The sequence below is a fragment of the Pseudomonas sp. GW821-FHT10B02 genome (assembly GCF_059415665.1).
The window spans coordinates 14,506-40,232 of record NZ_JBWKNR010000015.1 but is presented as its reverse complement, the minus strand read 5'-3'; the positions used below and the strand labels follow the sequence as shown (position 1 = coordinate 40,232).

The window sequence follows — 25,727 nt, the reverse complement described above, 5'->3', positions numbered from 1 at the left end:
GCGCCCCCTAATGGAGTGTTTATGGCAGTCAAGGTCCTGGTGGTGGATGATTCCGGTTTCTTCCGCCGCCGAGTCTCGGAAATTCTTTCAGCGGACCCGACTATCCAGGTCGTCGGTACCGCGACCAACGGCAAGGAAGCGATCGACCAGGCACTGTCGCTCAAGCCCGATGTCATCACCATGGACTACGAAATGCCCATGATGGATGGCATCACCGCTGTACGTCACATCATGCAGCGCTGCCCAACCCCGGTGTTGATGTTCTCCTCGCTGACCCACGAAGGCGCGCGGGTGACCCTCGATGCCCTGGATGCCGGTGCCGTCGACTACCTGCCGAAAAACTTCGAAGACATCTCGCGCAACCCGGAGAAGGTCAAGCAGATGCTGTGTGAAAAGGTGCATACCATTTCCCGCAGTAACCGCCGTTCAATCAGCTATGCCGCGCCAGTGCCGCAACCGGCCAGCCACACCCAGCCAAGTGTCAGCAGCCTGGGCAGCAGCCCGGCACCACGGGCTGCGGCACCGGTACGGGCGGCGGCATCCGCTGCCTCGCCTGCACCCAAGCGCAAGCCTTACAAACTGGTGGCCATCGGTACCTCCACCGGCGGCCCGGTGGCGCTGCAGCGGGTCCTGACCCAGCTGCCAGCCAATTTCCCGGCGCCGATCGTGCTGATCCAGCATATGCCCGCTGCTTTCACCAAGGCATTTGCCGAGCGCCTCGACAAGCTGTGCAAGATCAGCGTCAAGGAAGCCGAAGACGGCGACATGCTGCGTCCAGGCCTGGCCTTGCTGGCCCCGGGGGGGCAAGCAGATGATGATCGACGGCCGCGGTGCGGTGAAGATCCTGCCGGGTGACGAGCGCCTGAACTACAAACCGTGTGTGGACATCACCTTTGGCTCGGCGGCCAAATCCTACGGCGACAAGGTGCTGTCGGTGGTACTAACCGGTATGGGCGCCGATGGCCGTGAAGGTGCACGCCTGCTCAAGCAGGGTGGCAGCACGGTGTGGGCCCAGGATGAAGCCAGCTGCGTGATCTACGGCATGCCCATGGCCATCGTCAAAGCCAACCTGGCCGACGCGGTCTATAGCCTGGACGAGATCGGCAAGCACCTGGTCGAGGCGTGCGTCTGATGGATGTCTTGAGCCTTATCGGGATCATCCTGGCGTTTGTCGCGATTGTCGGCGGCAATTACCTCGAGGGTGGTCATCTCTCGGCGCTGATCAACGGTCCTGCGGCCTTGATCGTGCTCGGCGGCACCTTGGCTGCGGCGCTGCTGCAGTCACCCATGAGTGCCTTCAAGCGGGCGCTGCAGATCGTGCGCTGGATTCTTTTTCCGCCGCGTATCGACCTGGCTGGCGGTATCGACCGGGTGGTCAACTGGAGTATGACCGCACGCAAGGAAGGCCTGCTGGGCCTGGAAGGCGTGGCCGATGCCGAGCCCGATCCTTACGCGCGCAAGGGTTTGCAGCTGCTGGTCGACGGTGCCGAACCTGAAGCCATCCGCAGCATCCTCGAAGTGGATTTCTACACCCAGGAAAGCCGCGATATCCAGGCTGCCAAGGTGTTCGAGTGCATGGGCGGCTATGCGCCGACCATCGGTATCATCGGTGCGGTCATGGGCCTGATTCACGTCATGGGCAACCTGGCCGACCCTTCGCAACTGGGTAACGGTATTGCCGTCGCCTTTGTCGCCACCATCTACGGTGTGGCGAGTGCCAACCTGATCCTGCTGCCGATTGCCAACAAGCTCAAGGCGCTGGCCATGCGTCAGTCGCGCTACCGGGAAATGCTCCTGGAAGGCCTGCTGTCGATTGCCGAGGGCGAGAACCCGCGCTCGATCGAGCTGAAGCTTCAGGGCTTCATGGAGTAACACATGGCACGCCGTCGACAACCTGAGGAACACGAAAACCACGAACGCTGGCTGGTGTCCTACGCGGACTTCATCACCTTGCTGTTCGCTTTTTTCGTGGTCATGTACTCGATTTCCTCGATCAACGAGGGCAAGTACAAGATCCTCTCCCAGGCGCTGATCGGGGTGTTCAATGACCCCGAGAAGAGCATGCGCCCGATCCCCATCGGCGATGAGCGGCCGCTGACCGTAAAACCGGCCGAGCCGCTGATCAAGGACAGTGACCAGGTCGATGCCGGCCTGGCGCAAACCAGCAGCGATCCGCTGAAAACCATCACCGATGACGTGCGCGACGCCTTTGGCGACCTGATCAAGTCCGACCAGATGACCGTGCGCGGTAACGAGCTGTGGGTCGAGATCGAGCTCAACTCTTCGCTGCTGTTCGGCAGTGGTGATGCCATGCCCAGCGATGTTGCGTTCAACATCATCGAAAAGGTGGCGAAGATCCTCAAGCCCTTCGCCAACCCGGTGCATGTCGAAGGTTTCACCGATGACCTGCCGATCCGCACGGCGCAGTACCCGACCAACTGGGAGCTGTCCTCGGCACGTGCCGCCAGTATTGTCCGCCTGCTGGCGATGGAAGGGGTCAACCCGGCGCGCATGGCCTCGGTCGGCTATGGCGAGTTCCAGCCGATTGCCAGCAACGACACCGCCGAGGGCCGCGCGCGCAACCGTCGGGTGGTACTGGTGATTTCACGCAATCTCGAAGTGCGCCGCAGCCTGACCGGTACCGGCAGCGCCAACGCCACGCCAGATGCGGCAATGAAGCGGGCTGGCACACAAACTGCACCGCCAGCGCTATCACCGACGGTGGGGGGCAATCGCGTCAATCCTCCGTCACCGACCCTATAACCGTTCCCGGCAGGGCAGGTTGCCGTACCGGGAGGAAGCAACGAATGAGAGTCTGGGCAGTAGCCAATCAAAAAGGTGGTGTCGGCAAGACCACCACGTCCATCGCCCTGGCCGGCTTGCTGGCCGAGGCGGGCAAGCGCGTGGTCGTGGTCGACCTCGACCCCCATGGGTCGATGACCAGCTACTTCGGACACAACCCGGACGCGCTGGAGCACAGTTGCTACGACCTGTTCCTGCACAAGGGTACGGTTCCCGAAGGCTTGCCCGGGCAACTGCTGCTGCCGACCAGTGACGAAAAAATATCCCTGCTGCCGTCCAGTACCGCGCTGGCGGTGCTCGAACGCCAGTCGCCGGGGCAAAGCGGCCTGGGCCTGGTGATCGCCAAGTCTCTGGCGCAGCTGTGGCAGGATTTCGACTACGCCATTATCGACAGCCCGCCCTTGCTTGGCGTGCTGATGGTCAACGCGCTGGCGGCCAGCCAGCAACTGGTGATCCCGGTGCAAACCGAGTACCTGGCGGTCAAGGGCCTGGAGCGCATGGTCAGCACCCTGGCGATGGTCAACCGTTCGCGCAAGCAGGCCTTGCCCTACCACATCGTGCCAACCCTGTTCGACCGCCGCACCCAGGCCTCCATGGGCACCTTGCGGGTGTTGCGCGACGCTTACCCGGAGAACATCTGGCAAGGTTACATCCCGGTCGATACCCGCCTGCGTGATGCCAGCCGCGCCGGGCTGACGCCGTCGCAGTTCGATGGCAAGAGCCGTGGGGTGGTGGCCTACCGGGCGCTGCTCAAGCACCTGCTGACGCACAACATCGCCCAGCAGGTGGCCTGATGAATCGTCCGCAAAAGCTTGCTACCGGCCCGCAACTGGCGCTGCAGTCGTACCTTGACGGTTTGCTGCACGAAGCCACCGAAGTGCTTGAACTGGCCGAACCGCTGGTTGAGATCGATGAGTTCCAGGCGGCGGTGCTTGAGGAACAGGCACGTGATGCCCAGGTTGCGCGTCTGCACAAGCCGGTGGCAGTCCAGGCAGCGCCTTTGCCTTTCGCCGAACCTGCGCCCGTGGTGCTCCCGGCGGTCATGCCGGTTGTAGCGCCCGCGCCTGAGCCCGAACCTGAATCGGTCAGTATCGAAGTTGCTGCTGACCTGCCTGCACCGGTCGAGCCGCTGGTGCAAGTCCACCTGCCTCCAGCGCCCAACCAGCCGGTACCGCCGGCCACCGTTGACGGGCGCCCGGCCTGGGCTGCCGAGCCGTTCGAATGCCTGTTGTTCGACGTCGCCGGGTTGACCCTGGCGGTGCCACTGGTGTGCCTGGGTTCGATCTATTCGCTGGCGGGTCACGAGCTGACGCCGCTGTTCGGCCAGCCAGACTGGTTCCTGGGCCTTCTGCCGAGCCAGAGCGGCAACCTCAAGGTGCTGGACACTGCGCGTTGGGTCATGCCCGACCGCTACCGCGAGGACTTTCGCCAGGGCCTGCAATACGTGATTTCGGTTCAGGGCTATGAGTGGGGCCTGGCGGTGCATCAGGTCAGCCGTTCGCTGCGCCTGGACCCCAACGAGATCAAATGGCGCAGCCAGCGCGGTCAACGCCCGTGGCTGGCCGGTACCGTTATCGAACACATGTGCGCGTTGCTCGACGTTGCCGAACTGGCCGAGTTGATCGCCAGTGGCGCGGTCAAGCAACTGCACGCCAAGCATAACTAATCGGTCGCGCTTGCGATCGCACTGAGCACTCCGCCAAAGGCGGATTTTGAGGGATAGGGGAATGAAAAAGTCGTCTGCACAAGGTTCCGAAGATCCGATCCTGCAGTGGGTAACCTTCAAGCTGGACAACGAGTCCTACGGCATCAATGTGATGCAGGTGCAGGAAGTCCTGCGTTACACCGAGATCGCCCCGGTCCCGGGTGCGCCGAGCTACGTGCTGGGTATCATCAACCTGCGTGGCAACGTGGTCACCGTGATCGATACCCGTCAGCGCTTCGGCCTGATGTCGAGTGAAATCACCGACAACAGCCGCATCGTCATCATCGAAGCCGATAAGCAAGTGGTCGGCATCCTGGTCGACAGCGTTGCCGAAGTGGTTTACCTGCGTCAGTCGGAAATCGAGACCGCACCGAATGTCGGTAACGAAGAGTCGGCCAAGTTCATCCAGGGCGTGTGCAACAAGAACAACGAACTGCTGATCCTGGTCGAGCTGGACAAGATGATGACCGAGGAAGAGTGGTCCGAGCTGGAGAACATCTGAGTTGATCTTTGAGGTTGCAGTCATATTTCTGGCGCTGCTCTGGGCGCTGAGCCTGTGGTTTTTCCTCAACTACAGCAAGCGTCAGCGCGAGCTGGCCGCCCAGCAGGCCCAGGGTGATGCGCTGCGTGATCAACGCATCAAAGACCTGGCCAAACGTCTGGACGACTACCAGAACGGCAGCGTGCGCATGGGCGAAGCCCTGCACGAATTGCGCGCGACGGTGGCGCCCTTGCCGGACAAGCTCCTGCAACTGGAGCAGCGCGACCCCAACAGCCTGTCGTTCGCCCAGGCGGCGCGGCTGGTGGGCATGGGTGCCAGCGTTGACGAACTCACCCAGTCCTGCGGCCTGACCCAGGCTGAGGCGGAGCTGATGAGCAAGGTGCACCGCAGCGAGTGAGAGAAGAAAAGGCGACCATCAGGTCGCCTTTTTCGTGGCTCAGGTATGCGCCCACGAATGCTGGCCACCAACCTTGGCGAAACGGCCGAGGGGCAGCAGCTCGCGCTCGACCGCACTCCAGGCTTGCAGGTCGACGTACAGCCAGCTTTTGGTTCGCGGTATGGCGTAAAGGTTTCTGAGTTGGCGCAAGCGGTACAGGTCCGGTAGCAGGCGGTCGACCACGGCGGTCAGCATGCCCGGGCCGGTAAGCCGGTTCAGTCGGCTGGCATAAGCGTAGAAACCTGCCGGGTCGTCGTCTTTGTCCGGCCTGGATTGGTAAAAGTCCGGTTCGGCCTGATAGCGCCCGTGCATTTCCTCGGAAATGGCGATCAGCGTCGGGTTGCCAGGGTGGCTGCCGATCATGCTGGTGTTGTACTGCTGGTCCATGCTCAGTTTTTCATTGGACATGGCCGGGTGCAGCAGCAGGCCATCCTCGCTGGCAGCAAGTTCCACCTCATCGACACCCTGTGCCCCGCACGGCGTCAACCAACCGATACAGCCGGAGCGGTTGCTGCCCGGCGCGAGCAACTCGTCGTCGACGTCGATGTACAAGCCGCCTTCATGATGCAGCATCGGATAGCGCAACACGTCCGAGGCCGAGGCGTAGTTGGTGGCCACGCCGCCATTGCCGTCCAGGGCAGCCTGGTACTGGTCGAAGTACCTGCTTTGCTCGAATGCCCTGAAGAACGGCTGTTCCTCCAGCGGCAGCACGGTCAGTCCGGGTGCCTTCAGCTGCAATTGACGCAAGTTTTGCGCGTACATCGATGGGTTGCTGCGGGACAGGAACAAACGGTACTGGTATTGACTGTTCTTCAACTTGTTCGCGTTTTTACCGAGGTTTTCCACCAGTTCGGCACTGATGGCCTTGTCACCGACCCAGAGGGCGGTAATCGTTTTTGGAATCGGGCGGACGCCTCGCGTGGGGACGGGCAGTTCGACCGGTAGGGGAAGGTCGATGCCCAAGGCACGCAGGGTGGACGAACGCATCTGATCGGTGACTGCGCGGGCATAGGGATCGGTGGGCACAAGGGCGTCGCTGCCGGCCTGGGCTTGATAGTAGGTGGGGTCTACGTTGTTCAGGCTATCGGTTTTGAGAAACAGGTCAAATTCCATGTCGTAGGCCAGATCGAGCTCCTCCACGTAGTCTGGATGGGGCAGGAAATAACCGGCCAGATGATCTGGCTGGCCAGTGTATCGAGGGTAGCGGTGCACTGAGCTGGTGACGGCGGCATTGCCATTATCCAGTGGGGCAATACGCTCTGGACGGTGAAAGTAGGGGGCAACCTCCACTTCCGGCAGGCGTGGCGGGTCGACCGGGCCGAGCGGGTAGCCCAGCTGGTCGTTGACCCGGCTAGGCAAGACGAAGCCGTCGCTCTTGACCCGGAACAATGCACTCCCTTTGGCCAGGCCTTCTACAACCAGAGGCGTGGCATTGAACAGGCCATAGGCAATGTTGCCGACACCGTCAGCCTTGTCCTGCAGGGTTTTGCCGTTGATCGCCTGGTCCAGGCCCAGGCCCAGCTGCGCGATCCCGCCGACTGCGAGCAGCGGCGCCAGCCCAGGTACCACGAAGGCCAGCGGGGTCAGCAGGTTGAGTGCCGAGGTCAGGTAACCGCGCCACTTGGCCTTGGTCACTTCGCTGTTGCTGGTGATGATGAAGTCAGCGTCGGCGTAGCTGCGTTGACGCTGACGTTCTGCCAGGGCCTGGAACACATCACCGCTGAGCCGCGGGTTGTATTTTTTCGGTCGATAGTTGACGTAGTCGCGCGGCGACCAGCGGCCGTCGGTGGTGAAGCCGGGGCGATTCGAGGACAACCGGTGTACCGCAGGGTATTCCCCCAATCCTGCGAGGGCGGTATCCAGGCCGCTGAAGTCGAGGCCATCGGGCGCATCGGCGAGGTTGAAGTGTTGCTTCAGCGCCTCACGTTTGAGCGGGTCCTGGCATTGGCGGCCGACCCAGTCCTTGAGCTGGACTGCGCTGGCGAACTCCAGCAGCGGTGAGCTGTTGCCAGGCATATAGAGCAAGGTCAGGTCACTGTCGGCGTCGTTGATGTACAGCAGGTCGGTGGCGGCATAGCCATAGATACTCAGGGTGCTCAGGCGCAATCTGGAACTGCGCGGCATCAGGCCGGCCGCTTGCCAGGCCAGTTTCCTTGCCGCATCGCTGAGGCTGCCTTCGGCCACCTGCTTGTTACAGGCCGCGACAAAGCCGAGCTTGGCGGACATGCGGTGACCATCCAGGTGGTCGCGCCAGTAGCTGTCGAGCAGGGCTTTGTAGCGGCTGTGAAAGTCCAGCTGTTCGATGAAGCGCTGGAAGCCTTCGGCCGGGATCTGCAGGTGCGTCGAATGGTCATAGCGGGCAGGCTCGGTGCGGCGAAACAGCCCGTTGAAGACCTGAAAGGACGCGCCGTACTGGATCAGCTCAGGTGCGGGCAGGCGCTCGACGATTTTGACCGGTCCATCGGGGAACGTCCCGGCCCAGGGCGCCGAAAACAAGTCGCCAAACAGATCGTTATTGGACTCGCCTTGCCAGTTGGACAGCACGGCCTGGGTCAGGCTCATGCGGCTGATGACCACGGCCTGATAGCCATAGGCGCCATCGGGGTGGTAATGCAGGGTCACCACATCGACCTGGTCGGGATCGAGCGTCAGATTGTGTGTCGCTGCCCAGCCACGGATGGCCCGGGTGGCTTCGCGGTCAGGGCGGGGAAAGTTGGCCAGATGCTTGCGTACGTATTGCACGCCGGCGGTGTTGATACAGGTTGTGGGCATGTCGGTCACCGTGATGCGAATGGAACCGACAGACTTGCCCGCCGTGCCGTACTCAGGGTGGTAGATAATGCTGTGACGGGGTGATGTCGCGCTCTGGCGCGGGCGTGTCGGTGAAGCCCTCGGGTACCTTGCCGCGCAGCTGCCAGGCAAAGGCGATGATCTCGGCGATGGTCAGATACAGCGCTTCGGGAATCCGCTCGCCCAGCTCCATGCGCGCGAGCAGGCGCACCAGTTCGGCATTCTCGTAGATCGGTACTTCGTGTTCGCGGGCAATGGCCAGAATGGCTTCGGCCAGCTCGTCGTCACCTTTGGCACTCAGGATCGGGGCCTGTTGACCGTCGTAGCTCAAGGCAATGGCCTGGCGAGGGTTCTTATCGATCATGCGGTTTCATCTACCCAGCGTTGTTCCAATCGGGTACCTGTGCCTTGCGGCGGGGTACCGTGATGGCAATGCAGTTCGGTCACGTTAAGGCCGCGTGCCAGCAGGCGTTCGCGCAAGTTACCCAGCTGACCTTCGATCAGTTGCGCGGTACTCGGCAGTTCTGCCCACAGCTGGCTGGACAAGGCGCCCTGGCTGACCTGCGCCTGAACCTGTAGCGGCCCCAGTGGGTGCAGGTCGAAGGACAGCTCGACGCGCCAGAGCATTTCCAGCGGGTCGCGGCGTTCGCGCTCAGGGTCGGCTTGCTGCTCCGGGGTTTCTTCGCGTTGCAGTTTGACTTGCAGGGGCAGGAAATCCTGGCCGCTACGCAGGGGGATTTCCAATTGCCAGGTGGTCTGCAGGTTGCCATCGGCGGTGGTGCCGGTTTGTTCCAGGCTGGCCAGTTGATGGCTTTGCAGGCGGGAAATTGCCGCAGCGGCCAGGCGCAGCAGGTGCTCCAGGTCGCCTTCGCCGTCCTGGCTCTGCAGCAGCCGCGAGGGCAGGGGAAAGCCGCCGGGCTGCGGGCGCGGGCTGACCTGGCCGAGCATGCCGAGGGCGTTGCGGACCATACCGGGCATCACCTGGGCCAGGGTGCTGGCGGCGGCGCTCGGGTTGAACTGGGCGTTACCAGGCAACCCCGGCAACAGCTGGGCTACCAGGCGCACCACCTGCGCCTTGAGGTCGGGGGCGAGGTTGGCGGGCAGGCCGGCAACCAGCTTGGCCTCCAGGAACACGCCACTGTTGCTCAAGGCCTGGGCAACACCCTTGGCGTCGCTGAGCTGGCGCACGTCCGGCAGGCTGGCCAGCAGCTTGTCCACCGTGGCGCGCAATTCACTGGACGAGCTGTTGTCGTCGCGCACCTGCTGCAGGGCGCTGAGCAAGCCTTGCAGCGACGCCTGGCGACTCTGCTGGGTGCTCAAGTGCTGGGTGATAGCCAGCTGCTCCTGGCGCCCGCTCAACGGCACGAACGTCAACGACTGATCGCCCTGCACCCGGGCACTGAGCAGGCTGCCCACCGGCAGCGGGCGCGGGCTGTCGATGGTCAGGGTGGCGCCTGCCTGAGGGCCGCTGAGCAGGCTCACCAGCGAGCGGAACTGGGCGAGTTGGCCGACCACCTGAGGCAGCGTCTGACTGGTCAGGACCTTGCCTTGCAGCAAGGTGCCGACGGGCATTTCCCGGGTATCGATACGGGTCAGGCTGGCAACGTTGCTGGCGATCGCCTGTTGCACGCTGATGGTCAGGTTCGAGCTGCTGCTCTGGCTCACCGCCAGCTGGCTGCCTTGCGCCAGTGGCTGGTTGCTGCTGGCCTGGACGTTGGTCTGCTTGCCGTTGTCCTGGGTCAGTTTGAGCAGCATCTGGAAGTCCTGGCCAACCTGACGCAGCGCCAGCACTTCGGCCTTGGCGGTTTCTCCGGGGGCCAGCAAGGCTTGTTGCGGTTGCAGCAGACGCAACAGTTCGCCGGTCATCGCCGAACGCAACTGGGGGGCGGCAGGAATCTGTGCGCCAAGGTTGTTAATTTCGCCTGTCATCAGCTGGCAACCTGTTGAAATAGCCCTCTTTGCAGTAGGACATCACATGTATAATGCCGCCCGATCTTTCGCGATCAGAGCGGCCGGGCTGTATCTGCACTGCCAGTATAACGGCAGCGCCGGGGCCGACTTGAGACAGGCATCCCAAGCATAAGGCGAAACTGTGACCCCTCATCTCGAAGCCGTGGGCCTGGCCTGCGAGCGCGACTGGCGAATGCTGTTCGAAAACCTCGAACTGCACCTGGCTGCAGGCGACATGCTGCAGATCAGCGGCCCCAATGGCAGTGGCAAAACCAGCTTGTTGCGCCTGTTGGCCGGGCTCATGAGCCCGACTGCCGGGCAGATTCGCCTCGACGGTAAACCCCTGGTTGAACAGCGCCACGAGCTGGCGAAAATCCTCCTGTGGATCGGCCATGCCGCCGGTATCAAAGACCTGCTCAGCGCCGAAGAGAACCTCGCCTGGCTCTGCGCCCTGCATCGCCCGGCCGAACCTGAAGCGATCTGGAAAGCCCTTGAGGCGGTCGGCCTGCGCGGTTTCGAGGATGTTCCCTGTCATACCCTGTCGGCTGGCCAGCAGCGCCGGGTGGCGCTGGCCCGCCTGTATCTGGACAGTCCGCCGTTGTGGATCCTCGACGAACCCTTTACCGCCCTCGACAAGCAGGGCGTGGCCCAGCTTGAGGCGCACCTGGCGGCCCACTGCGAGCAGGGCGGGATGGTCGTGCTGACCACCCACCACACGCTGGAACGCAAACCGTCCGGTTACCGTGAACTGAACCTGGGGCAGTGGGCCGCATGAGTGTCTTTGTCCTGTTGTTGCGTCGTGAAGCACGTCTGTTGTGCCGCCGTCCGGCGGAGCTGGCCAACCCGCTGGTGTTCTTCGCCATTGTCATTGCGCTGTTCCCGTTGGCAGTCGGTCCCGAGACTCAATTGTTGCAAACCTTGTCTCCGGGACTGGTCTGGGTAGCGGCGCTTTTATCGGTTCTGCTCTCGCTGGACGGGCTTTTCCGCAGTGATTTCGAGGATGGATCGCTGGAGCAGTGGGTCCTTTCGTCGCACCCCCTGCCTCTTCTGGTACTGGCAAAAGTACTGGCACACTGGGCCTTTTCCGGCCTGGCACTGGTATTGTTGGCACCCTTGCTGGCACTGATGCTAGGTTTGCCTTCGGCCTGCCTGCCGGTGCTGCTGGCATCGTTGTTGCTCGGTACTCCGGTACTGAGCCTGCTCGGCGCTGTGGGTGCAGCCCTGACAGTCGGTCTGAAACGTGGCGGCCTGCTGCTGGCGTTACTGATTCTGCCGTTATATATCCCGGTATTGATCCTGGGCAGTGGCGCCTTGCAGGCGGCATTGCAAGCTATGCCGGCGACCGGTTATCTGCTTTGGCTTGGTAGCCTGACCGCCCTGGCAGTAACTCTGGCACCCTTTGCAATAGCGGCTGGCCTGAAGATCAGCGTCGGCGAATAATGAGGTCTGGGCCCTGCCCAGCAAAGACCCTGGATGTACCGTGATGAAAAGCAGCGTAATCAGCTGGACGTGGTTTCATAAACTGGGTTCGCCCAAGTGGTTCTATGCCATCAGCGGGCGCATGCTGCCGTGGCTGACGGTGGCCGCGATCCTGTTGATCGGCATCGGCGTGATCTGGGGCCTGGCCTTCGCCCCTCAGGATTATCAACAGGGCAACAGTTTTCGCATCATCTACATTCACGTACCGGCCGCCATGCTGGCGCAGTCCTGCTACGTGATGCTGGCCGTGGCCGGGGTGGTCGGGCTGGTGTGGAAGATGAAAATTGCCGACGTCGCTTTGCAGTGTGCGGCGCCCATTGGCGCCTGGATGACCGCCGTGGCGCTGGTCACCGGGGCGATCTGGGGCAAGCCGACCTGGGGCAGCTGGTGGGTCTGGGATGCGCGCCTGACGTCGATGCTGATCCTGCTGTTCCTGTATTTCGGTCTCATCGCCCTGGGCCAGGCCATCAGCAATCGCGAGAGCGCGGCCAAGGCCTGCGCGGTGCTGGCGATTGTCGGGGTGATCAACATTCCGATCATCAAATATTCGGTGGAGTGGTGGAACACCCTGCACCAGGGCGCCACCTTCACCCTTACCGAAAAGCCCGCCATGCCGGCAGAGATGTGGCTGCCGTTGTTGCTGACGGTGCTGGGGTTCTATTGCTTCTTCGGTGCCGTGCTGTTGCTGCGCATGCGCCTTGAAGTGCTCAAGCGCGAAGCGCGCACCAGTTGGGTCAGGGAGGAGGTATTGAGCAGCCTGGGTCGGGAGATGGCACGATGAGTTTTGCCTCTTTCAGTGATTTTCTCGCCATGGGCCATCACGGCCTGTACGTCTGGTCGGCCTACGGCATCTGCCTGCTGGTGCTGGCCGTCAACGTTGCCTCGCCGCTGCTGGCCCGGCGCCGTTACCTGCAAGAAGAGGCGCGTCGTCTGCGCCGGGAGAACAACCAGTGAATCCGCAACGCAAGAAGCGCCTGTTCATCATCCTCGGCCTGCTGGCCGGGGTTGGCATTGCCGTAGGCCTGGCCTTGAGCGCCCTGCAGCAGAACATCAACCTGTTCTACACCCCGACCCAGATCGCCAACGGCGAAGCCCCGCTCGATACCCGCATTCGCGCCGGCGGCATGGTTGAGAAGGGCTCGTTGCAGCGTTCCGGCGACTCGCTCGACGTACGCTTTGTGGTCACCGACTTCAACAAGTCGGTGCCGATCACTTACCGCGGCATCCTCCCCGACCTGTTCCGTGAAGGGCAGGGCATCGTCGCCCTGGGCAAACTCAATGCCGAGGGCGTGGTGGTGGCCGATGAAGTGCTGGCCAAGCACGACGAGAAGTACATGCCGCCAGAGGTAACCAAAGCCCTCAAGGAAAGCGGTCAGGTTGCCACCGATGCGGGAGCCAAGCCATGAACGCCGCGCTGATCATTCCCGAACTCGGCCAGCTGGCCATGATCCTGGCGATCTGCTTTGCCGCCGTACAGGCCTCGGTGCCGCTGCTTGGCGCCTGGCGCGGCGACAGCCTGTGGATGAGCCTGGCACGGCCTGCAGCCTGGGGGCAGTTCGCCTTCCTGGCGTTTGCGTTTGCCTGCCTGACCCATGCGTTCATGACCGACAATTTCTCGGTCGCCTATGTCGCCAACAACTCCAACAGCGCCTTGCCCTGGTACTTCAAGTTCAGCGCGGTATGGGGCGCGCACGAGGGCTCCTTGCTGCTCTGGGCGATGATCCTCGGCGGCTGGACCTTCGCGGTATCGGTGTTTTCCCGACAACTGCCACAGGTGATGCTGGCCCGTGTGCTGGCGGTGATGGGCATGATCAGCGTCGGCTTCCTGTCGTTCCTGATCGTCACCTCCAACCCGTTCACGCGCCTGCTGCCGCAGGTGCCGACTGACGGCGCCGACCTCAATCCACTGCTGCAGGACATCGGCCTGATCGTTCACCCGCCGATGCTGTACATGGGCTATGTGGGCTTCTCGGTGGCCTTTGCCTTCGCTATCGCCGCCTTGCTCGGTGGTCGTCTGGACGCCGCCTGGGCGCGCTGGTCGCGGCCCTGGACCCTGGTTGCCTGGGCCTTTCTGGGTATCGGTATCACCCTCGGCTCGTGGTGGGCTTACTACGAACTGGGCTGGGGCGGCTGGTGGTTCTGGGACCCGGTGGAAAACGCCTCGTTCATGCCCTGGCTGGTAGGCACCGCACTGATTCACTCGCTGGCGGTTACTGAAAAGCGCGGTGTGTTCAAGAGCTGGACCGTGCTGCTGGCGATCGCCGCGTTCTCGCTGAGCCTGCTCGGTACCTTCCTGGTTCGTTCCGGGGTGCTGACCTCGGTGCACGCCTTCGCTTCCGATCCGGAGCGCGGCGTGTTCATCCTGATCTTCCTGTTGTTTGTCGTCGGTGGCTCGCTGACCCTGTTCGCCCTGCGCGCACCGGTGGTCAAGAGCCAGGTCGGTTTTGCCCTGTGGTCGCGTGAAACGCTGCTGCTGGCCAATAACATCGTGCTGGTGGTCGCCGCCTCGATGATCCTCCTCGGTACCTTGTACCCGCTGATCCTCGATGCCCTGACCGGTGCCAAACTGTCGGTCGGTCCACCGTACTTCGACGCGCTGTTCATCCCGCTGATGGCCTTGCTCATGGCGGTGATGGCGATCGGCGTGCTGGTGCGCTGGAAAGACACGCCGAGCAAATGGTTGCTGGGCATGCTGACCCCGGTGCTGATCGCCAGTGCCGTGCTGGCACCGATCGGCGGCCTGCTGGTCGACGACTTCGACTGGCAAGTGCTGACCACCTTCGCCCTGGCTGCGTGGATCGTGCTGGCCGGTGTGCGCGACATCTTCGACAAGACCCGCCACAAGGGGCTGTTCAAAGGCCTGCGCGGTCTCAATCGCAGCTACTGGGGCATGCACGTCGCGCACCTGGGGCTGGCGGTCTGTGCCCTGGGCGTGGTGCTGTCGAGCAACAACAGTGCCGAGCGCGACCTGCGCCTGGCGCCGGGCGAGTCGGTTGAGCTGGCCGGTTACCAGTTCATCTTCGAAGGCGCCAAGCACTTCGAAGGGCCGAACTTCACCTCTGACAAAGGCACCGTGCGGGTCGTTGAAGACGGCCGCGAAATCAGCGTGCTGCATCCGGAAAAACGCCTGTACACCGTGCAGCAGTCGATGATGACCGAGGCCGGCATCGACGCCGGTTTCACCCGCGACCTCTACGTTGCCCTCGGCGAGCCGCTGGACAACGGCGCCTGGGCTGTGCGCGTACACGTCAAACCCTTCGTGCGCTGGATCTGGCTGGGCGGTCTGCTGACCGGCCTGGGCGGCCTGCTGGCGGCCATGGACGGGCGTTATCGAGTCAAGGTCAAAGCCCGGGTGCGTGAAGTACTGGGCATGTCTGGAGCAACTGCATGAAGCGTTGGATCATGGTGCTGCCGCTGGCGGTGTTTCTGCTGGTGGCGGTGTTTCTCTACCGCGGTCTGTTCCTCGACCCCACCGAGCTGCCCTCGGCAATGATCGGCAAGCCGTTCCCGGCCTTTGCGCTGAAAACGGTGCAGGACGGCAAGCCCCTGACCCAGGCCGACCTGATCGGCAAGCCGGCGCTGGTCAACGTCTGGGCCACCTGGTGCCCGTCGTGCAAGGTCGAGCACCCGTACCTGAACAAGCTGGCCGAGCAGGGCGTGGTCATCCATGGGGTCAATTACAAGGATGACAACGCGGCCGCGATCAAGTGGCTGGCCGAGTTCCATAATCCTTATCAGCTCAATATCAGCGACGACCAAGGCAGCCTGGGCCTGAACCTGGGTGTCTATGGCGCGCCGGAAACCTTCCTGGTCGACGCCAAGGGCATCATCCGTTACAAGCACGTCGGTGTGGTCGATGCTACGGTCTGGCGTGAACAGCTGGCGCCGCTGTACCAGGGCCTGGTCGATGAGGCCAAACCATGAAGCGCTGGCTAGCAGCCGCTGTGCTCGGCCTGAGCCTGGCCGGGGTGACCCAGGCGGCGATCGATACCTATCAGTTCGCCGATGACGCCGAACGCGAGCGTTATCACGACCTGACCAAGGAACTGCGCTGCCCCAAGTGCCAGAACCAGGACATTGCCGACTCCAACGCGCCGATTGCCGCCGACCTGCGCCGGGAGATCTTCCGGATGCTCGGCGAAGGCAAGAGCAACCAGCAGATCATCGACTTCATGGTCGATCGCTACGGTGATTTCGTGCGCTACAAGCCCGAGCTGAGCGCCCGCACCTGGTTGCTGTGGTTCGGCCCTGGCGTGTTGTTGGTGGGCGGCTTCGGCCTGCTCGCGCTGATCGTGCGCAAGCGTCGGGCGCAGAGCACTGGTGGCCCTGTCGACCTTTCCCCCGAGGAGCGCGAGCGCCTCGCCAAATTGCTGGACAAAGAACAGACCCATGACTGATTTCTGGCTTGCTGCAGGCCTGCTGTTGCTGGTGGCCCTGAGCTTTTTGCTGATCCCGGTGTTGCGCGGCCGTCGTGCGCAACTGGAAGAAGACCGCACCGCACTGAACGTCGCCCTGTACCAGGAACGCGTTGCCGAGCTGACTGCCCAACAGGCGGCTGGCGTGCTTGATCAGGCGCAACTGGCCAAGGGCCGGGATGAAGCTGCCCGCGAGTTGTTGGCCGACACCGAAAACGCCGAACCTCAGCGCCTGGGCCGTCTGGGCAAGCCGCTGCCGTTGCTGGCCGCCGTCTTGGTGCCGCTGATGGGCCTGGGTCTGTACCTGCATTTCGGTGCCAGCGAGCAGGTCGAGCTGACCCAGCAGTTCGCCAAGGCGCCGCAGTCCATGGAAGAGATGACCACGCGCCTTGAGCGTGCCGTCGAAGCGCAACCGGATTCGGCCGAAGGCCTGTACTTCCTCGGGCGCGCCTATATGGCCCAGGAGCGCCCAGCCGATGCCGCCAAGGTCTTCGAACGGGCCGCCGGCCTGGCTGATCGGCAGCCGGAGCTGCTCGGGCAATGGGCCCAGGCGCTGTACTTCGCCAACGGCAAGCAGTGGACTGCGCAGCTGCAGTCGCTGACCGACGAGGCACTCAAGGCCGACCCTAACGAGGTCACCAGCCTGGGACTGCTGGGTATCGCGGCCTTCGAGGGCGAGCTTTACCAGCAAGCCATCGACTACTGGAACCGTCTGTTGGTGCAACTGCCTGAGGGCGATGCCTCTCGGGCTGCGCTGCAGGGCGGTATCGAACGCGCCCAGGAAAAACTCAAGGCGGGCGAAGGCAAGGTCGCGTCTGCGCCGGCAGTGGCTGCAGCGGGTGCCCGCTTGAAAGTGCGGGTAGAACTGGCGCCAGCGCTCAAAGATAAGGTCAAGCCTGACGACACGGTGTTCATCTTCGCTCGCGCCAGCTCCGGCCCGCCCATGCCGCTGGCGGCCAAGCGCGTGACCGTGGCGCAGTTGCCGATCGAAGTGGAACTGAGCGACAGCGATGCGATGATGCCGAGCATGAAACTGTCGAGCTTTCCTGAAGTCCAACTGGTTGCGCGCGTCTCGCGTGCTGGCAAGCCGACCCAGGGCGAGTGGATCGGTCACAGCAGCCCGCTGGCCAGCAGCACCACTGCCGCGCAGCACCTGACCATCGACAGCCCGGACCAGTAAGAGAATCACTATGAACAGCATCGCACGCCTTGCCCTTCTTTCCCTGGCCGTGGGCCTGAGCGCGTGTACTGTTCATCAGCCCTCCGAACCGACGGCGCCACCGATCGAAAGCCTGCCGCCGGGGCCAGGCACCAAGCCGGCGCCGCGCCCGAGCACGGTGCCGAGCAAACCGGCGGTAAGCACCCCGGCGCCCAAACCCATGCCGCGCACTTCTGCCAGCTTCGCACCGCCACCCGGTGGTGCCAGCCACTGGGATCCGCGCCTGGGCGTATACGTGCTCGAAGGCCAGACCAACACCTTCTACCGCCAGCGTACCTACTATCGCTGGAACAACGGCTGGAGCTGGTCGACCAACCTCAACGGCCCCTGGCAGGAAACCGACAGCAGCGGTGTGCCAGGCGGTCTGGGCCGGGCTTTCGCGCAATAGCCCAAGCTGCGCATAATGCCCCCTCGCATTGAGCCGGAGGGTGGCATGAGCAAGACAGTCCTGGTACTGGTGGAAACCGTTGACGATTACCTGCCGTTGCTGGAACAGGCGGGTTATCGCCTGATCCGCGCGCAAACGCCACAACGGCGCGCCGAGGCCATCACTCACCACGCCAACGAAATCGACGCAGTGCTGACTCGCGGGCCATTGGGCTTGACCGCCGATGAAATCGCGGTATTGCCGAATCTGAAAATCATCTGCGTGATTGGCGCCGGTTATGAGCAGGTCGATCTGGCCGCCGCCGCCGCCCGTGGCATCACCGTGACCAACGGTGCCGGCGCCAACGCCACGGCAGTCGCCGACCACGCCATGGCCATGCTGCTTGCGCTGCTGCGCGACATCCCCCGCGCCGACGCCAGTACCCGTCGCGGTGAATGGAACCGGGTGATCAGCCCGTCGGTGTCGGGCAAGCGCATGGGCATCATCGGCCTTGGTGCGGTCGGTCTGGCGATTGCCAAACGGGCGGCGCAAGGGTTCGACATGAGCGTCAGCTATCACAGCCGCAACCCGCGTGACGGTGTGCCCTACACCTATTGCGGCAGCCCGCTGCAGTTGGCTGAAGCTGTGGATATCCTGGTGGTCGCGACCCCGGGCGGGGCTGGCACCCAGCACCTGGTGGATGCGCAGGTGCTTGATGCCTTGGGTCGTGAGGGTTACCTGGTCAATATCGCCCGCGCCAGTGTGGTCGATACCGATGCGCTGGCTCGGGCGCTGCAGCAGGGCCGCATCGCCGGTGCCGCACTGGATGTATTCGACGACGAACCCAAGGTCCCGGACGCCTTCAAAGCCTTGGGCAACACTGTGCTTACCCCCCACGTCGCCGGTCAGTCGCCGCAAGCTGCGCAAGACACCGTGGCCTTGGTGCTACGCAACCTGCAGGCGTACTTTGCCGGTGAGCCGGTGTTGACGCCGGTCTAGTGTGGTATGTGCGTGTACTGTTCAGGCCACTCTCGAGAGGGTTTATTTAAAGCCAACGACATTGGCGTATTGTCCAGTTTGGCGATAGCAGTAGTGGCCACCATTATGGATGTAACGTGACCTGCGTTGGTTCAGCCCGCATGACTCCGTGCTCCAGTAATGGTGAAGACCCATGGGCCATCTGCTGCCGTAGCTGACTTCCAGCTCGGCCAATTCGGCCATGCTGGGTAAGCGAGCGCCTGATGCGGCCACCGTGCTCGATGCCTGGTTCCATGTCGAATTTCCGAAGCCATGGGCCTGTACGACGTTCGATACATTGACGGTGAAGCTTTTTGATTGTCCCGTTGAGTCAGTCGCCGTTATCTGGGTCGAACCATTTCCACGCGCGGTTACCCAACCATTGTTATCCACCGCCGCGATAGCGCTGTTGGCGCTTGTATAAGCGTAGGGCGGCTGACCTCCACTGGCCTGGCGAGTGAGGGCGTTACCCGAATTGTAAGTGGGGAGTACGTTGGGGTAGCCGGGGAGAATGTAGGTCCTGCCAGCCAGACTCGCCGTCGAGGTATCAAACTCAAAGCCAGACTCTGCGTTGTCGCTTTCAATGTATTGGAATGAGGCCTCCTGCGCTTGGCTTGTCGGTAAGGTGATTTTTATCAGGGGGAGGGTGACCTGGGTTTGTTGCAGAAAATTAGCCCTGTCCTTTTTAGCACTCGCCAGTCCGGCAGCGGTTGTGTAGAAAAACGCCTGGATGGGGAGTGTCCTGGCCAGACCTTTCGCCCATACCCCAAGGACCAATTCGTTGTGTTGGGTAAACCGTTGATCGGTGGGGGCGCCTTGGCTTTTGGCAACCAGGCTTGCATAGAAGGCAGGTCCGGCAAGGTGATTCGTATCGTCGCGAACATTAAAAGCACAAAGATGTCGGTTGCTGCCAGCTTGCTGTTGGTAAAGGCTCAGCCATTGGGCAGCAGTGGTGATGCCCTGAAGCTCACAAGGACGGCTGGTCGGGTTAATGGCAAAGCTGCCACACTTTTCATCTCGGTCGTCGGTATGGCCATCAATGGGGTAGTTGCAGAGTACGTCTGGGTCCATCTTGTCTGGCGGAGCACTGAAGATGGGATAGAGGAGGAATCCATTTTCCCCTCCCCATGGCATGCGAGAGAATTTGCTGTCTTTGCGCAGATAGGAGAAGGACAGGCCTTTCTTTGCGATGGCGGTGTCACTGGGGTCCCAGGAATCATAGTCGGGTGAATAAGTTGTCACCCGAACAATAACCCCGCTGCATAAAAATGCGGGTGTACTGGCGGACCCACAATTTTGCCGGGTGTCCTGGTAGCGCGTGTTCAATGCTGCTGCTGTTGCGGGACCATCGATAATGGTTAGAACTGACCGGCTGGCTGGCGGGGCTGTTGGAGGCGGCGGTTCCGGTGTTGTTGTACACGAGGCCAGAAATACTGAAAGCATCAGGAGCAGGTACTTTCTCATGTTACGTTCCTTGTAGTTTCATGGGCGTGTGAGTGCCCGGTCCTCTTGTTCGCGTGAGGGCCAGATGTTTGGGTTGGCGGTATGCTTATCGGATCAGAAGTAAGAAAATTGAGCTGTAAAGTTCAGTGATAAGTTATCTAAAAAAATACGCTAATTTTTTAGATAGCCAGCGCCACAGGGACGGGACTTCTAGTCGTTCAATGTAGAGCAGGCGGGAAAATATTCGTCGGGTATCGCCACGCCTGTTTACCGCGTAGTTTATCCAGACGGTTCTACCGCTATTGGCTACGAACCATGAGTAAGGAATATCGATATAGGCTGTTCCGCCACTGACTGTTACTTCCGCGGTATCAGTAAACTGGGTAGCGGATGAGTACAGTCGGGCACGTACTGTATGCCCGGACGCCATGCCAGTGTACTGGATCACCAGTCTCCTGCTGCCACGAGGCAGGACGGGGGCTTGTGGTTCTAGAGGTTGCGCCTGGATACGGATTAAACGGCTTTGGGAAATCAGCCAGTCACCAGCACCCTGCCTGCGTAAGGCAAAGTTCAGGTTTAGTGAAGCACCCGAGCTGCCGTAAAGCATGAACTTTGGGAAGGGTATCGTAAAGTTGCGGGGGGGCGAAGCTAACCTGAATGTAGGCGCATCATAGATGACACCACCGTATTGACCTCGTACCCGAACGATGTCGCCGGCCTCCATGCCACTTGAAATGGAAACATCACAAATGAGCGTTTCGCCGCTGATGCCATATATTCTGTCAATTGTCAGATATTGGCCTGATGGATTACTTGTGTCTTCTGATGCCTCTCTCAGGCGTGGCGCAGACCACGCCAGTTTTGTCATCTCGATGTTTCCCATGATTCACCTCTAGGTGATGTGGCAGATACCTTGGTAGTCAGGTGTGCTGGGTAATGGTGATAGCTTAAAGTTGATGCGGTTGCGTTGTGGTCAATTCTGCTAATTAGAAAGCCGGGGCGTCCTTGGGACGCCCCGGTTACCGCTCAGTAGATGGGGGGTTATTCCTTGTTTTCCTTGTCCCCCTCACTGTTGACAGTTTTGACAGTGCCGCGACTGTCGATGATGACTGTGGTTTCTATGTTGTTGGCGGGCCCATGGCTATTTGTCGCTGTCCAAATTACATCGGCGTGGCAAACCGCGACCGGGAACGAGAGTTTGTCGCGTGGCAGAGTGAAACTGGTTACGCCGCCCACATCGTTCCCGCCGACAATACTACTCATTTCAATACGTGACCCCTCGATAGGCGGGTCATTCGGCGTGTGTGGAATGCCTAGCACCTGGACGATACTGATGGTAATGCGGTCGCCAAGCGATTTGTTTTCATAGTATGGCGTTTCGAATGTGACGCCATCCTTGATCTGCTGTGGTCCAATGGCATCGAAGCGGTTCAATGGATAGAAGCGACCTACTTCAAGATGGCCTTGGCCAGGCAACAGGTCGTTGCCTACGACCTGGACATTTTGCCCAGGCGCAAAGGACGTGTTTTCAATGTCGCCAGCAACTTTGCGGGTGATGGTGTACTGCAGAACCTTGGTGCCTGAAAGCTCTTCAGCGATCTGTGCAGCTGTCAATACACGTACCAGATCCCTCTGGTTGGCTACATCTGTAGCGGTGATCGTGTATGGCGCGAGATCGGTCGCTCCGTACTTCACATTCAGTATGTCGTCCAGCAGGAATACGGCTGCGGCCGGGTCGTTCCTGGAAAACCATGACACCCTGATTGATGCATTTTCAAAGTAATCTTCGCCAATGATAGCGTTCTCGGCGCCACTGTTAGCGATCAGTGTAGCTTCTCTCAAATTCGGGTGGACAGGGACCTCCGGATCAGGATCGCCACCAGCCTGGAACAGGTTGATTCTTACTGGTGTAGCGGGTGATTGTCCGGCAGACAGGCCATTACGGAGGATGTAGTAGCGCACATCAATGTCGGCAACCCTGTTGGCGCCACCGGTCACGGCTTTCCAGGCGTCATAGAGTGCCGCATAGGGCGCCTGTATTGTCACCCCGCCCACTGGAATGGCCACTTCTGTGAACCTGATGCCTCCCCAGTCGACCATGACAGTGTCACCCGGCATCAGCCTCATATTGCCGGGAATGATCACAAGCGCCGGGCCGCGAGCATCGAATTCGCTGATAATGCCGTCATCAGCATTGGCGGGTACTTCAGGGGGGAGCAGATCAGTCAGTTCCCCTTCCAGGAGGACGCTGAGTGTGAGCGGGAGGGACATCAGCGAGACGTTACCAGCGCGGTCTGTGATTTGATAGCTGTACTCCTGCGTACCATCGCCTGGCTCTTCAATGTCTTCACGGGTGAAGCGCAGCTCTACATTCAGGGTAAAATCAGGATTGGTGACTACAGTAAAACTATTGGGTGCCGGTTTGTTGTTGATAAAGCCTTGGATGATGTCGCCAAGCTCTGGGTTTTTATAGCTTGCCACCAAACTGAGCATGTATTGCGCTCCGTCTGGGCCCAGGAGCTTATCGGCCGTCAGTCCCTTTTCCCTGATCGCTGGATCTACTGTCAACTCTGCCAGGAAAGGTTGGCCCGCTGGAGTGAGGTCGACTCTGAAGGGGATGCTTGGGCCATCGTCTTCCCCTGCACCCGGGTAGTAGTAAATCCGGTAGCTGATCTGGTGGGCACCTTCAACGCGGTCGCTGGCTTTCAGGACAATGTTGAAGTTTGCGCCGGGGGCGGTATCACCAATTGCGACTGCGTCACCAACCTCCACGCCATCGATGACGAGTATCGCCACATCCCTGGGGTTAAGGTTGTCGTTGACGACAAACGTCAGCGTGAGATCGTCATTGCTGACGCTCGCCAACAGCAGGTTGTCAGCGAGGGCCGGGGGCGCCGGCGCTGGGGCCAGGGCTGAAGGGGGGAAGACCAGTGGGTTGGTGGGGAGCTTTCTGTCGTCCTTTCTGGTGACAGTTGCCTGATAGGCAGGGTGCAGGCAACTGCAGCGGTTCTTCGTAATAGACGCAATAGAGTTGATCGAAGGTGTACTGGGTGAAAGGGGGGTGGCGCGTGAGTTATTTTTCGACATGATTTTTTCCAATGGCAAGTAGTGCGGGATGGAAACAACACAGTCCTGTTTAAAATGGCGGCGCTTGCTTTGAGTCTGTTCGAATCGCCAGGGGTATGATTAACGACTCGAGCGCTTCTGTAACCTGACAAAAATGCTAGGTTGCACTGATGTTGCGCAGTCGAGGCCGACTCGGCCCGACAGTCAGGGAGAGGAGGGGGAGAGGGGAAAGCGAGGTGCCGCGCGGTGGCATTGCCACGCGCGGCAAGGGTTCAGAAGGACCAGCGCAGGCCGAGCGAGGCGGCGGTATCGGAGAAGTCATTTCCCCCTGACTGCTGGGCAATAGCCGCGGTGACAGTCAGGTTGTTGTAGATCCGGCCTTCGGCGCCGGCTTTTACTTCGGCGATGTTGCGGGTACCCACCTGGCTGACGCTGACACCATCGAGGGTGACGCCGGCCTGGCGGCTGTTATGAATCCAGTTCGCCTCGATAAAGGGTTTGAAACTGTCGACGATGCCATCATCGTTGGCGTAGTTCAGCTTGAGAAAGGCCCTGGCGCCGATACTGGTGCTTAGCGTATCGCTGCCATCGGTGGAGACGATCGAGCCGTTGTCTTCCCTGTGGTCGTCAGGTGTGACCCCGGACCAGAAGACCTTGACCTTGGGTTGCAGGTACCAGGCGTCGCGCGCATTCAGCGCATTACGGAAAACATAGCCCGTCTCGAATGAGGTGGAAACGCCCTGGGCATTGTAGGTCTCTTTGGCAATCCCTTCGCCGCTCACCTCGTTATGGAACCAGCTGTATTGCAGCACGGCATCGGCATACAAGCCTCGCTCACTGCTACCGGACGCATACCAGGTGCCGTACACGCCGGTGGTGTAGCCCTTCACCTGGCTGCTTGCCTTGTGATCGGTGATTTGCGAAGTGGTAGTGCCATGGTTGTAGCCGTAGCCGGCAAATGCGCCCGCACGCCAGGAACCGCCATGCTCGGTCAGGCCACCTGCGAGGTCGCTGCCCAGCAGCAGCGAGTAGCGGCTGGCGTGGGTGTTCAGTTGACCGCTGTTGTCTGTGCTGCGGGTGTGGCCGCCACTGTGTTTCATCCACAGGTTGGTGGAGTGACCATCGCCTGTCAGTGTATCGGTGAGTTCGGTTTCCCCGGTGCGTTGACTGATGCTGGTGTCGAACAGGGTGTTCATGGCGTACAGGTTGGCTGCGTAAGCGCCGCCTTCGGGACGGACGATGAGCAGCGGTGCTGGACCAGGGCCAGGACCGGGGCCTGGGTCAACCGGATCAACTGGGTCAACTGGATCGACAGGGTCAACCGGGGTCAGTTCGTTGCTCAGGTACCAGTTGTCGCTGTTGGCGCCCTGTCCCCGGGCGAGATGGTAATCGTAGGCTCCGGCGACAATCCGCCCTGACTGCTTGAATTCGCCGGCCGAGTCGCCTTCGACACGAATCAGCTCGATGCCGTTCAAGGTCTTGGCACCCGAGCCACCGAGGTTGTTGACCCGCACCCCGGTCGAACCGCTGGTGTCGCCCTGGACGACCAAGCGGTCGGTCAACGAGTCATCGCCCGCCAGCACCGAGTTGAACACCAGGGTTCCGCCATTGCCGACATAGTTGCCTTCGACGGTGAGGGTACGACCCGCCGCGCCGTCGGAAAACGCTACAGTGCCGTTGTTGCTGAGCTGGCCGATGCTGGAATCGCCATTGATGATCCAGCTGGCGCTGTCACCGACCGAGACACTTTGCACGCCTTGCATACGGCCGCGCAAAATCGCCTGGTTCTGCAGGTTGACTTCAGCGTGTGCAGTGTCCTCGACGATAATGTTGCCGGTGATGTCGCTGTTGGCGACGGTCAGAAATGCCCTGGCATTGTCATGCACTTCGAGGAGATTGCCGTTACCGGCAATCACGGTCGTGCCGTCGCGCAAGGTAATGTGAGTTTCCGGAATGGCGGTCTCCGGGTTGCCGACATAAATGGCGCTACCGCTGCCGGATATCAACTGGCTGCCAGCGATATCGAGGGTAGAGGTGTAGTCCAGAGTGCTTACCCTGTCGGAAGCAATGGCGATGGCATGGCGTTCACCGTCAAGCACCGAGCCTGTCACGCTGGATGTGCCTCCCAGGATATGCAGGGCCACTCCCGAGGTGTACTCGGCGAAGCGACCCGTATCGCCAGGGTCGGTTGCAGTAACCCTGCTGCCGGTAAGGTTCATGGTGCTTCGGTTGTTGAGGATGCCGCGTCCTGTTGCACTGACGGTTGCGCCCTCGGCGTTAAGGGTCGCGCCGTTGAACAGGGTAATAGCCGCGCGATTCGGCGTGGTGTTGGTGGCCTGGCCGCCTGGGCGCAGGGTGAGGGTGGCGCCATTGCGCACTTCCCAGAGTTCGACAGGGTCGTTTTTTTCAACGACGGCTTGCGCGTCAGGGCCGTCCAGCCTTGCGGCAAATGCAGCCGGCACCGAGCAGGTGAGCAATAGTATGCAGGCGCAGCGTTGCCTGCGCGTCAGGACGTTGATCGGCTTGTCCATGGTTT

24 protein-coding genes and 1 pseudogene are annotated in these 25,727 nt (G+C 61.3%); 18 read left to right on the top strand and 7 right to left on the bottom strand.

The window, feature by feature from the left end; translation table 11 throughout:
- Positions 1-21 precede the first annotated feature (21 nt).
- The 7 genes and pseudogenes from AC07OF_RS21390 to AC07OF_RS21360 all read left to right on the top strand — a co-directional run bounded on the left by AC07OF_RS21390 (position 22) and on the right by AC07OF_RS21360 (position 5,406).
- Positions 22-1,132: pseudogene (locus AC07OF_RS21390) on the top strand (protein-glutamate methylesterase/protein-glutamine glutaminase).
- On the top strand, positions 1,132-1,872 hold the full coding sequence (locus AC07OF_RS21385) for a flagellar motor protein (protein WP_038613323.1): 741 nt from the start codon (positions 1,132-1,134) through the stop codon (positions 1,870-1,872). The pseudogene AC07OF_RS21390 and the gene AC07OF_RS21385 overlap by 1 nt, the downstream one beginning before the upstream one ends.
- A 3-nt stretch (positions 1,873-1,875) precedes the next feature.
- Positions 1,876-2,763 (top strand): flagellar motor protein MotD, encoded by an 888-nt coding sequence (gene motD, locus AC07OF_RS21380; protein ID WP_157193481.1) that lies wholly within the window; start codon positions 1,876-1,878, stop codon positions 2,761-2,763.
- A 44-nt stretch (positions 2,764-2,807) separates the two neighbouring features.
- Positions 2,808-3,596, top strand: coding sequence for a ParA family protein (locus AC07OF_RS21375; RefSeq protein ID WP_157193480.1), 789 nt, complete (start codon positions 2,808-2,810; stop codon positions 3,594-3,596).
- Positions 3,596-4,468: a CheW domain-containing protein gene (locus AC07OF_RS21370; RefSeq protein ID WP_495073414.1), complete on the top strand. Its 873-nt coding sequence runs from the start codon at positions 3,596-3,598 to the stop codon at positions 4,466-4,468. Before AC07OF_RS21375 ends, AC07OF_RS21370 begins: the two co-directional genes overlap by 1 nt.
- A gap of 61 nt (positions 4,469-4,529) precedes the next feature.
- The gene (locus AC07OF_RS21365; RefSeq protein ID WP_028945467.1) at positions 4,530-5,009 is read left to right on the top strand and encodes a chemotaxis protein CheW; all 480 of its coding nucleotides are present in this window, start codon (positions 4,530-4,532) and stop codon (positions 5,007-5,009) included.
- 1 nt (position 5,010) lies between these two features.
- A complete protein-coding gene (locus AC07OF_RS21360; protein ID WP_038613318.1) occupies positions 5,011-5,406 on the top strand; it encodes a DUF2802 domain-containing protein in 396 nt (131 codons plus the stop codon).
- A 39-nt stretch (positions 5,407-5,445) separates the two neighbouring features.
- Here AC07OF_RS21360 and AC07OF_RS21355 read toward each other — a convergent pair whose 3' ends face one another.
- From AC07OF_RS21355 to fliK, 3 genes are read right to left on the bottom strand one after another with little or no spacing between them, the layout of a single operon-like run.
- A complete protein-coding gene (locus AC07OF_RS21355) occupies positions 5,446-8,217 on the bottom strand; it encodes a dermonecrotic toxin domain-containing protein (protein ID WP_157193478.1) in 2,772 nt (923 codons plus the stop codon).
- A gap of 52 nt (positions 8,218-8,269) precedes the next feature.
- Positions 8,270-8,599, bottom strand: coding sequence for an EscU/YscU/HrcU family type III secretion system export apparatus switch protein (locus AC07OF_RS21350; RefSeq protein WP_157193477.1), 330 nt, complete (start codon positions 8,597-8,599; stop codon positions 8,270-8,272).
- Positions 8,596-10,164, bottom strand: a complete 1,569-nt coding sequence (fliK, locus tag AC07OF_RS21345; RefSeq protein WP_157193476.1) for a flagellar hook-length control protein FliK — start codon at positions 10,162-10,164, stop codon at positions 8,596-8,598. The genes AC07OF_RS21350 and fliK overlap by 4 nt, the downstream gene beginning before the upstream one ends.
- A 163-nt stretch (positions 10,165-10,327) precedes the next feature.
- Here fliK and ccmA point away from each other — a divergent pair, with 163 nt between their 5' ends.
- Genes ccmA through AC07OF_RS21290 form a run of 11 tightly spaced genes read left to right on the top strand, consistent with a single transcriptional unit; the run spans position 10,328 to position 18,664 of the window.
- Positions 10,328-10,960 carry a cytochrome c biogenesis heme-transporting ATPase CcmA gene (ccmA, locus tag AC07OF_RS21340; protein WP_038613313.1) on the top strand — a complete coding sequence of 211 codons (633 nt, stop codon included), beginning with the start codon at positions 10,328-10,330 and terminating at the stop codon, positions 10,958-10,960.
- A complete protein-coding gene (gene ccmB / locus AC07OF_RS21335) occupies positions 10,957-11,625 on the top strand; it encodes a heme exporter protein CcmB (RefSeq protein WP_038616869.1) in 669 nt (222 codons plus the stop codon). The genes ccmA and ccmB overlap by 4 nt, the downstream gene beginning before the upstream one ends.
- A gap of 43 nt (positions 11,626-11,668) precedes the next feature.
- Positions 11,669-12,445 carry a heme ABC transporter permease gene (locus AC07OF_RS21330; protein WP_157193475.1) on the top strand — a complete coding sequence of 259 codons (777 nt, stop codon included), beginning with the start codon at positions 11,669-11,671 and terminating at the stop codon, positions 12,443-12,445.
- Entirely contained in the window at positions 12,442-12,618 is a 177-nt protein-coding gene (gene ccmD / locus AC07OF_RS21325) for a heme exporter protein CcmD (protein ID WP_157193474.1), read from the top strand. Before AC07OF_RS21330 ends, ccmD begins: the two co-directional genes overlap by 4 nt.
- The gene (ccmE, locus tag AC07OF_RS21320; protein WP_038613308.1) at positions 12,615-13,070 is read left to right on the top strand and encodes a cytochrome c maturation protein CcmE; all 456 of its coding nucleotides are present in this window, start codon (positions 12,615-12,617) and stop codon (positions 13,068-13,070) included. The genes ccmD and ccmE overlap by 4 nt, the downstream gene beginning before the upstream one ends.
- Positions 13,071-13,081: 11 nt before the next feature.
- Complete coding sequence (locus AC07OF_RS21315) at positions 13,082-15,055, top strand: heme lyase CcmF/NrfE family subunit (protein WP_198325438.1); 1,974 nt, start codon at positions 13,082-13,084, stop codon at positions 15,053-15,055.
- Complete coding sequence (locus tag AC07OF_RS21310; RefSeq protein WP_038613304.1) at positions 15,052-15,588, top strand: DsbE family thiol:disulfide interchange protein; 537 nt, start codon at positions 15,052-15,054, stop codon at positions 15,586-15,588. Before AC07OF_RS21315 ends, AC07OF_RS21310 begins: the two co-directional genes overlap by 4 nt.
- Positions 15,585-16,061 (top strand): cytochrome c-type biogenesis protein, encoded by a 477-nt coding sequence (locus AC07OF_RS21305; protein ID WP_157193472.1) that lies wholly within the window; start codon positions 15,585-15,587, stop codon positions 16,059-16,061. The genes AC07OF_RS21310 and AC07OF_RS21305 overlap by 4 nt, the downstream gene beginning before the upstream one ends.
- Positions 16,054-17,259 carry a c-type cytochrome biogenesis protein CcmI gene (ccmI, locus tag AC07OF_RS21300; RefSeq protein ID WP_157193471.1) on the top strand — a complete coding sequence of 402 codons (1,206 nt, stop codon included), beginning with the start codon at positions 16,054-16,056 and terminating at the stop codon, positions 17,257-17,259. The genes AC07OF_RS21305 and ccmI overlap by 8 nt, the downstream gene beginning before the upstream one ends.
- A 10-nt stretch (positions 17,260-17,269) precedes the next feature.
- Positions 17,270-17,686: a superantigen-like protein SSL4 gene (locus AC07OF_RS21295; RefSeq protein ID WP_157193470.1), complete on the top strand. Its 417-nt coding sequence runs from the start codon at positions 17,270-17,272 to the stop codon at positions 17,684-17,686.
- Between the two features lie 45 nt (positions 17,687-17,731).
- On the top strand, positions 17,732-18,664 hold the full coding sequence (locus AC07OF_RS21290) for a 2-hydroxyacid dehydrogenase (RefSeq protein ID WP_157193469.1): 933 nt from the start codon (positions 17,732-17,734) through the stop codon (positions 18,662-18,664).
- Between the two features lie 42 nt (positions 18,665-18,706).
- Here the strand turns inward: AC07OF_RS21290 and AC07OF_RS21285 are convergent, their stop codons facing one another.
- From AC07OF_RS21285 to AC07OF_RS21270, 4 genes are all read right to left on the bottom strand, one after another.
- A complete protein-coding gene (locus tag AC07OF_RS21285) occupies positions 18,707-20,146 on the bottom strand; it encodes an immunoglobulin-like domain-containing protein (protein ID WP_157193468.1) in 1,440 nt (479 codons plus the stop codon).
- A gap of 133 nt (positions 20,147-20,279) precedes the next feature.
- The gene (locus AC07OF_RS21280) at positions 20,280-21,008 is read right to left on the bottom strand and encodes a hypothetical protein (protein ID WP_157193467.1); all 729 of its coding nucleotides are present in this window, start codon (positions 21,006-21,008) and stop codon (positions 20,280-20,282) included.
- A 158-nt stretch (positions 21,009-21,166) separates the two neighbouring features.
- Positions 21,167-23,212 carry a hypothetical protein gene (locus tag AC07OF_RS21275; RefSeq protein WP_157193466.1) on the bottom strand — a complete coding sequence of 682 codons (2,046 nt, stop codon included), beginning with the start codon at positions 23,210-23,212 and terminating at the stop codon, positions 21,167-21,169.
- Between the two features lie 251 nt (positions 23,213-23,463).
- Positions 23,464-25,722, bottom strand: coding sequence for an autotransporter outer membrane beta-barrel domain-containing protein (locus tag AC07OF_RS21270; RefSeq protein WP_157193465.1), 2,259 nt, complete (start codon positions 25,720-25,722; stop codon positions 23,464-23,466).
- Positions 25,723-25,727 lie beyond the last annotated feature (5 nt).

Bases quoted from the DNA above. Each gene is read 5' to 3' on its own strand.
- AC07OF_RS21385 (WP_038613323.1), top strand. From the start codon at position 1,132: ATGGATGTCTTGAGCCTTATCGGGATCATCCTGGCGTTTGTCGCGATT.
- motD (WP_157193481.1), top strand. From the start codon at position 1,876: ATGGCACGCCGTCGACAACCTGAGGAACACGAAAACCACGAACGCTGG.
- AC07OF_RS21375 (WP_157193480.1), top strand. From the start codon at position 2,808: ATGAGAGTCTGGGCAGTAGCCAATCAAAAAGGTGGTGTCGGCAAGACC.
- AC07OF_RS21370 (WP_495073414.1), top strand. From the start codon at position 3,596: ATGAATCGTCCGCAAAAGCTTGCTACCGGCCCGCAACTGGCGCTGCAG.
- AC07OF_RS21365 (WP_028945467.1), top strand. From the start codon at position 4,530: ATGAAAAAGTCGTCTGCACAAGGTTCCGAAGATCCGATCCTGCAGTGG.
- AC07OF_RS21355 (WP_157193478.1), bottom strand. From the start codon at position 8,217: ATGCCCACAACCTGTATCAACACCGCCGGCGTGCAATACGTACGCAAG.
- AC07OF_RS21350 (WP_157193477.1), bottom strand. From the start codon at position 8,599: ATGATCGATAAGAACCCTCGCCAGGCCATTGCCTTGAGCTACGACGGT.
- fliK (WP_157193476.1), bottom strand. From the start codon at position 10,164: ATGACAGGCGAAATTAACAACCTTGGCGCACAGATTCCTGCCGCCCCC.
- ccmB (WP_038616869.1), top strand. From the start codon at position 10,957: ATGAGTGTCTTTGTCCTGTTGTTGCGTCGTGAAGCACGTCTGTTGTGC.
- AC07OF_RS21330 (WP_157193475.1), top strand. From the start codon at position 11,669: ATGAAAAGCAGCGTAATCAGCTGGACGTGGTTTCATAAACTGGGTTCG.
- ccmD (WP_157193474.1), top strand. From the start codon at position 12,442: ATGAGTTTTGCCTCTTTCAGTGATTTTCTCGCCATGGGCCATCACGGC.
- AC07OF_RS21310 (WP_038613304.1), top strand. From the start codon at position 15,052: ATGAAGCGTTGGATCATGGTGCTGCCGCTGGCGGTGTTTCTGCTGGTG.
- AC07OF_RS21305 (WP_157193472.1), top strand. From the start codon at position 15,585: ATGAAGCGCTGGCTAGCAGCCGCTGTGCTCGGCCTGAGCCTGGCCGGG.
- ccmI (WP_157193471.1), top strand. From the start codon at position 16,054: ATGACTGATTTCTGGCTTGCTGCAGGCCTGCTGTTGCTGGTGGCCCTG.
- AC07OF_RS21295 (WP_157193470.1), top strand. From the start codon at position 17,270: ATGAACAGCATCGCACGCCTTGCCCTTCTTTCCCTGGCCGTGGGCCTG.
- AC07OF_RS21290 (WP_157193469.1), top strand. From the start codon at position 17,732: ATGAGCAAGACAGTCCTGGTACTGGTGGAAACCGTTGACGATTACCTG.
- AC07OF_RS21285 (WP_157193468.1), bottom strand. From the start codon at position 20,146: ATGAGAAAGTACCTGCTCCTGATGCTTTCAGTATTTCTGGCCTCGTGT.
- AC07OF_RS21280 (WP_157193467.1), bottom strand. From the start codon at position 21,008: ATGGGAAACATCGAGATGACAAAACTGGCGTGGTCTGCGCCACGCCTG.
- AC07OF_RS21275 (WP_157193466.1), bottom strand. From the start codon at position 23,212: ATGTCGAAAAATAACTCACGCGCCACCCCCCTTTCACCCAGTACACCT.
- AC07OF_RS21270 (WP_157193465.1), bottom strand. From the start codon at position 25,722: ATGGACAAGCCGATCAACGTCCTGACGCGCAGGCAACGCTGCGCCTGC.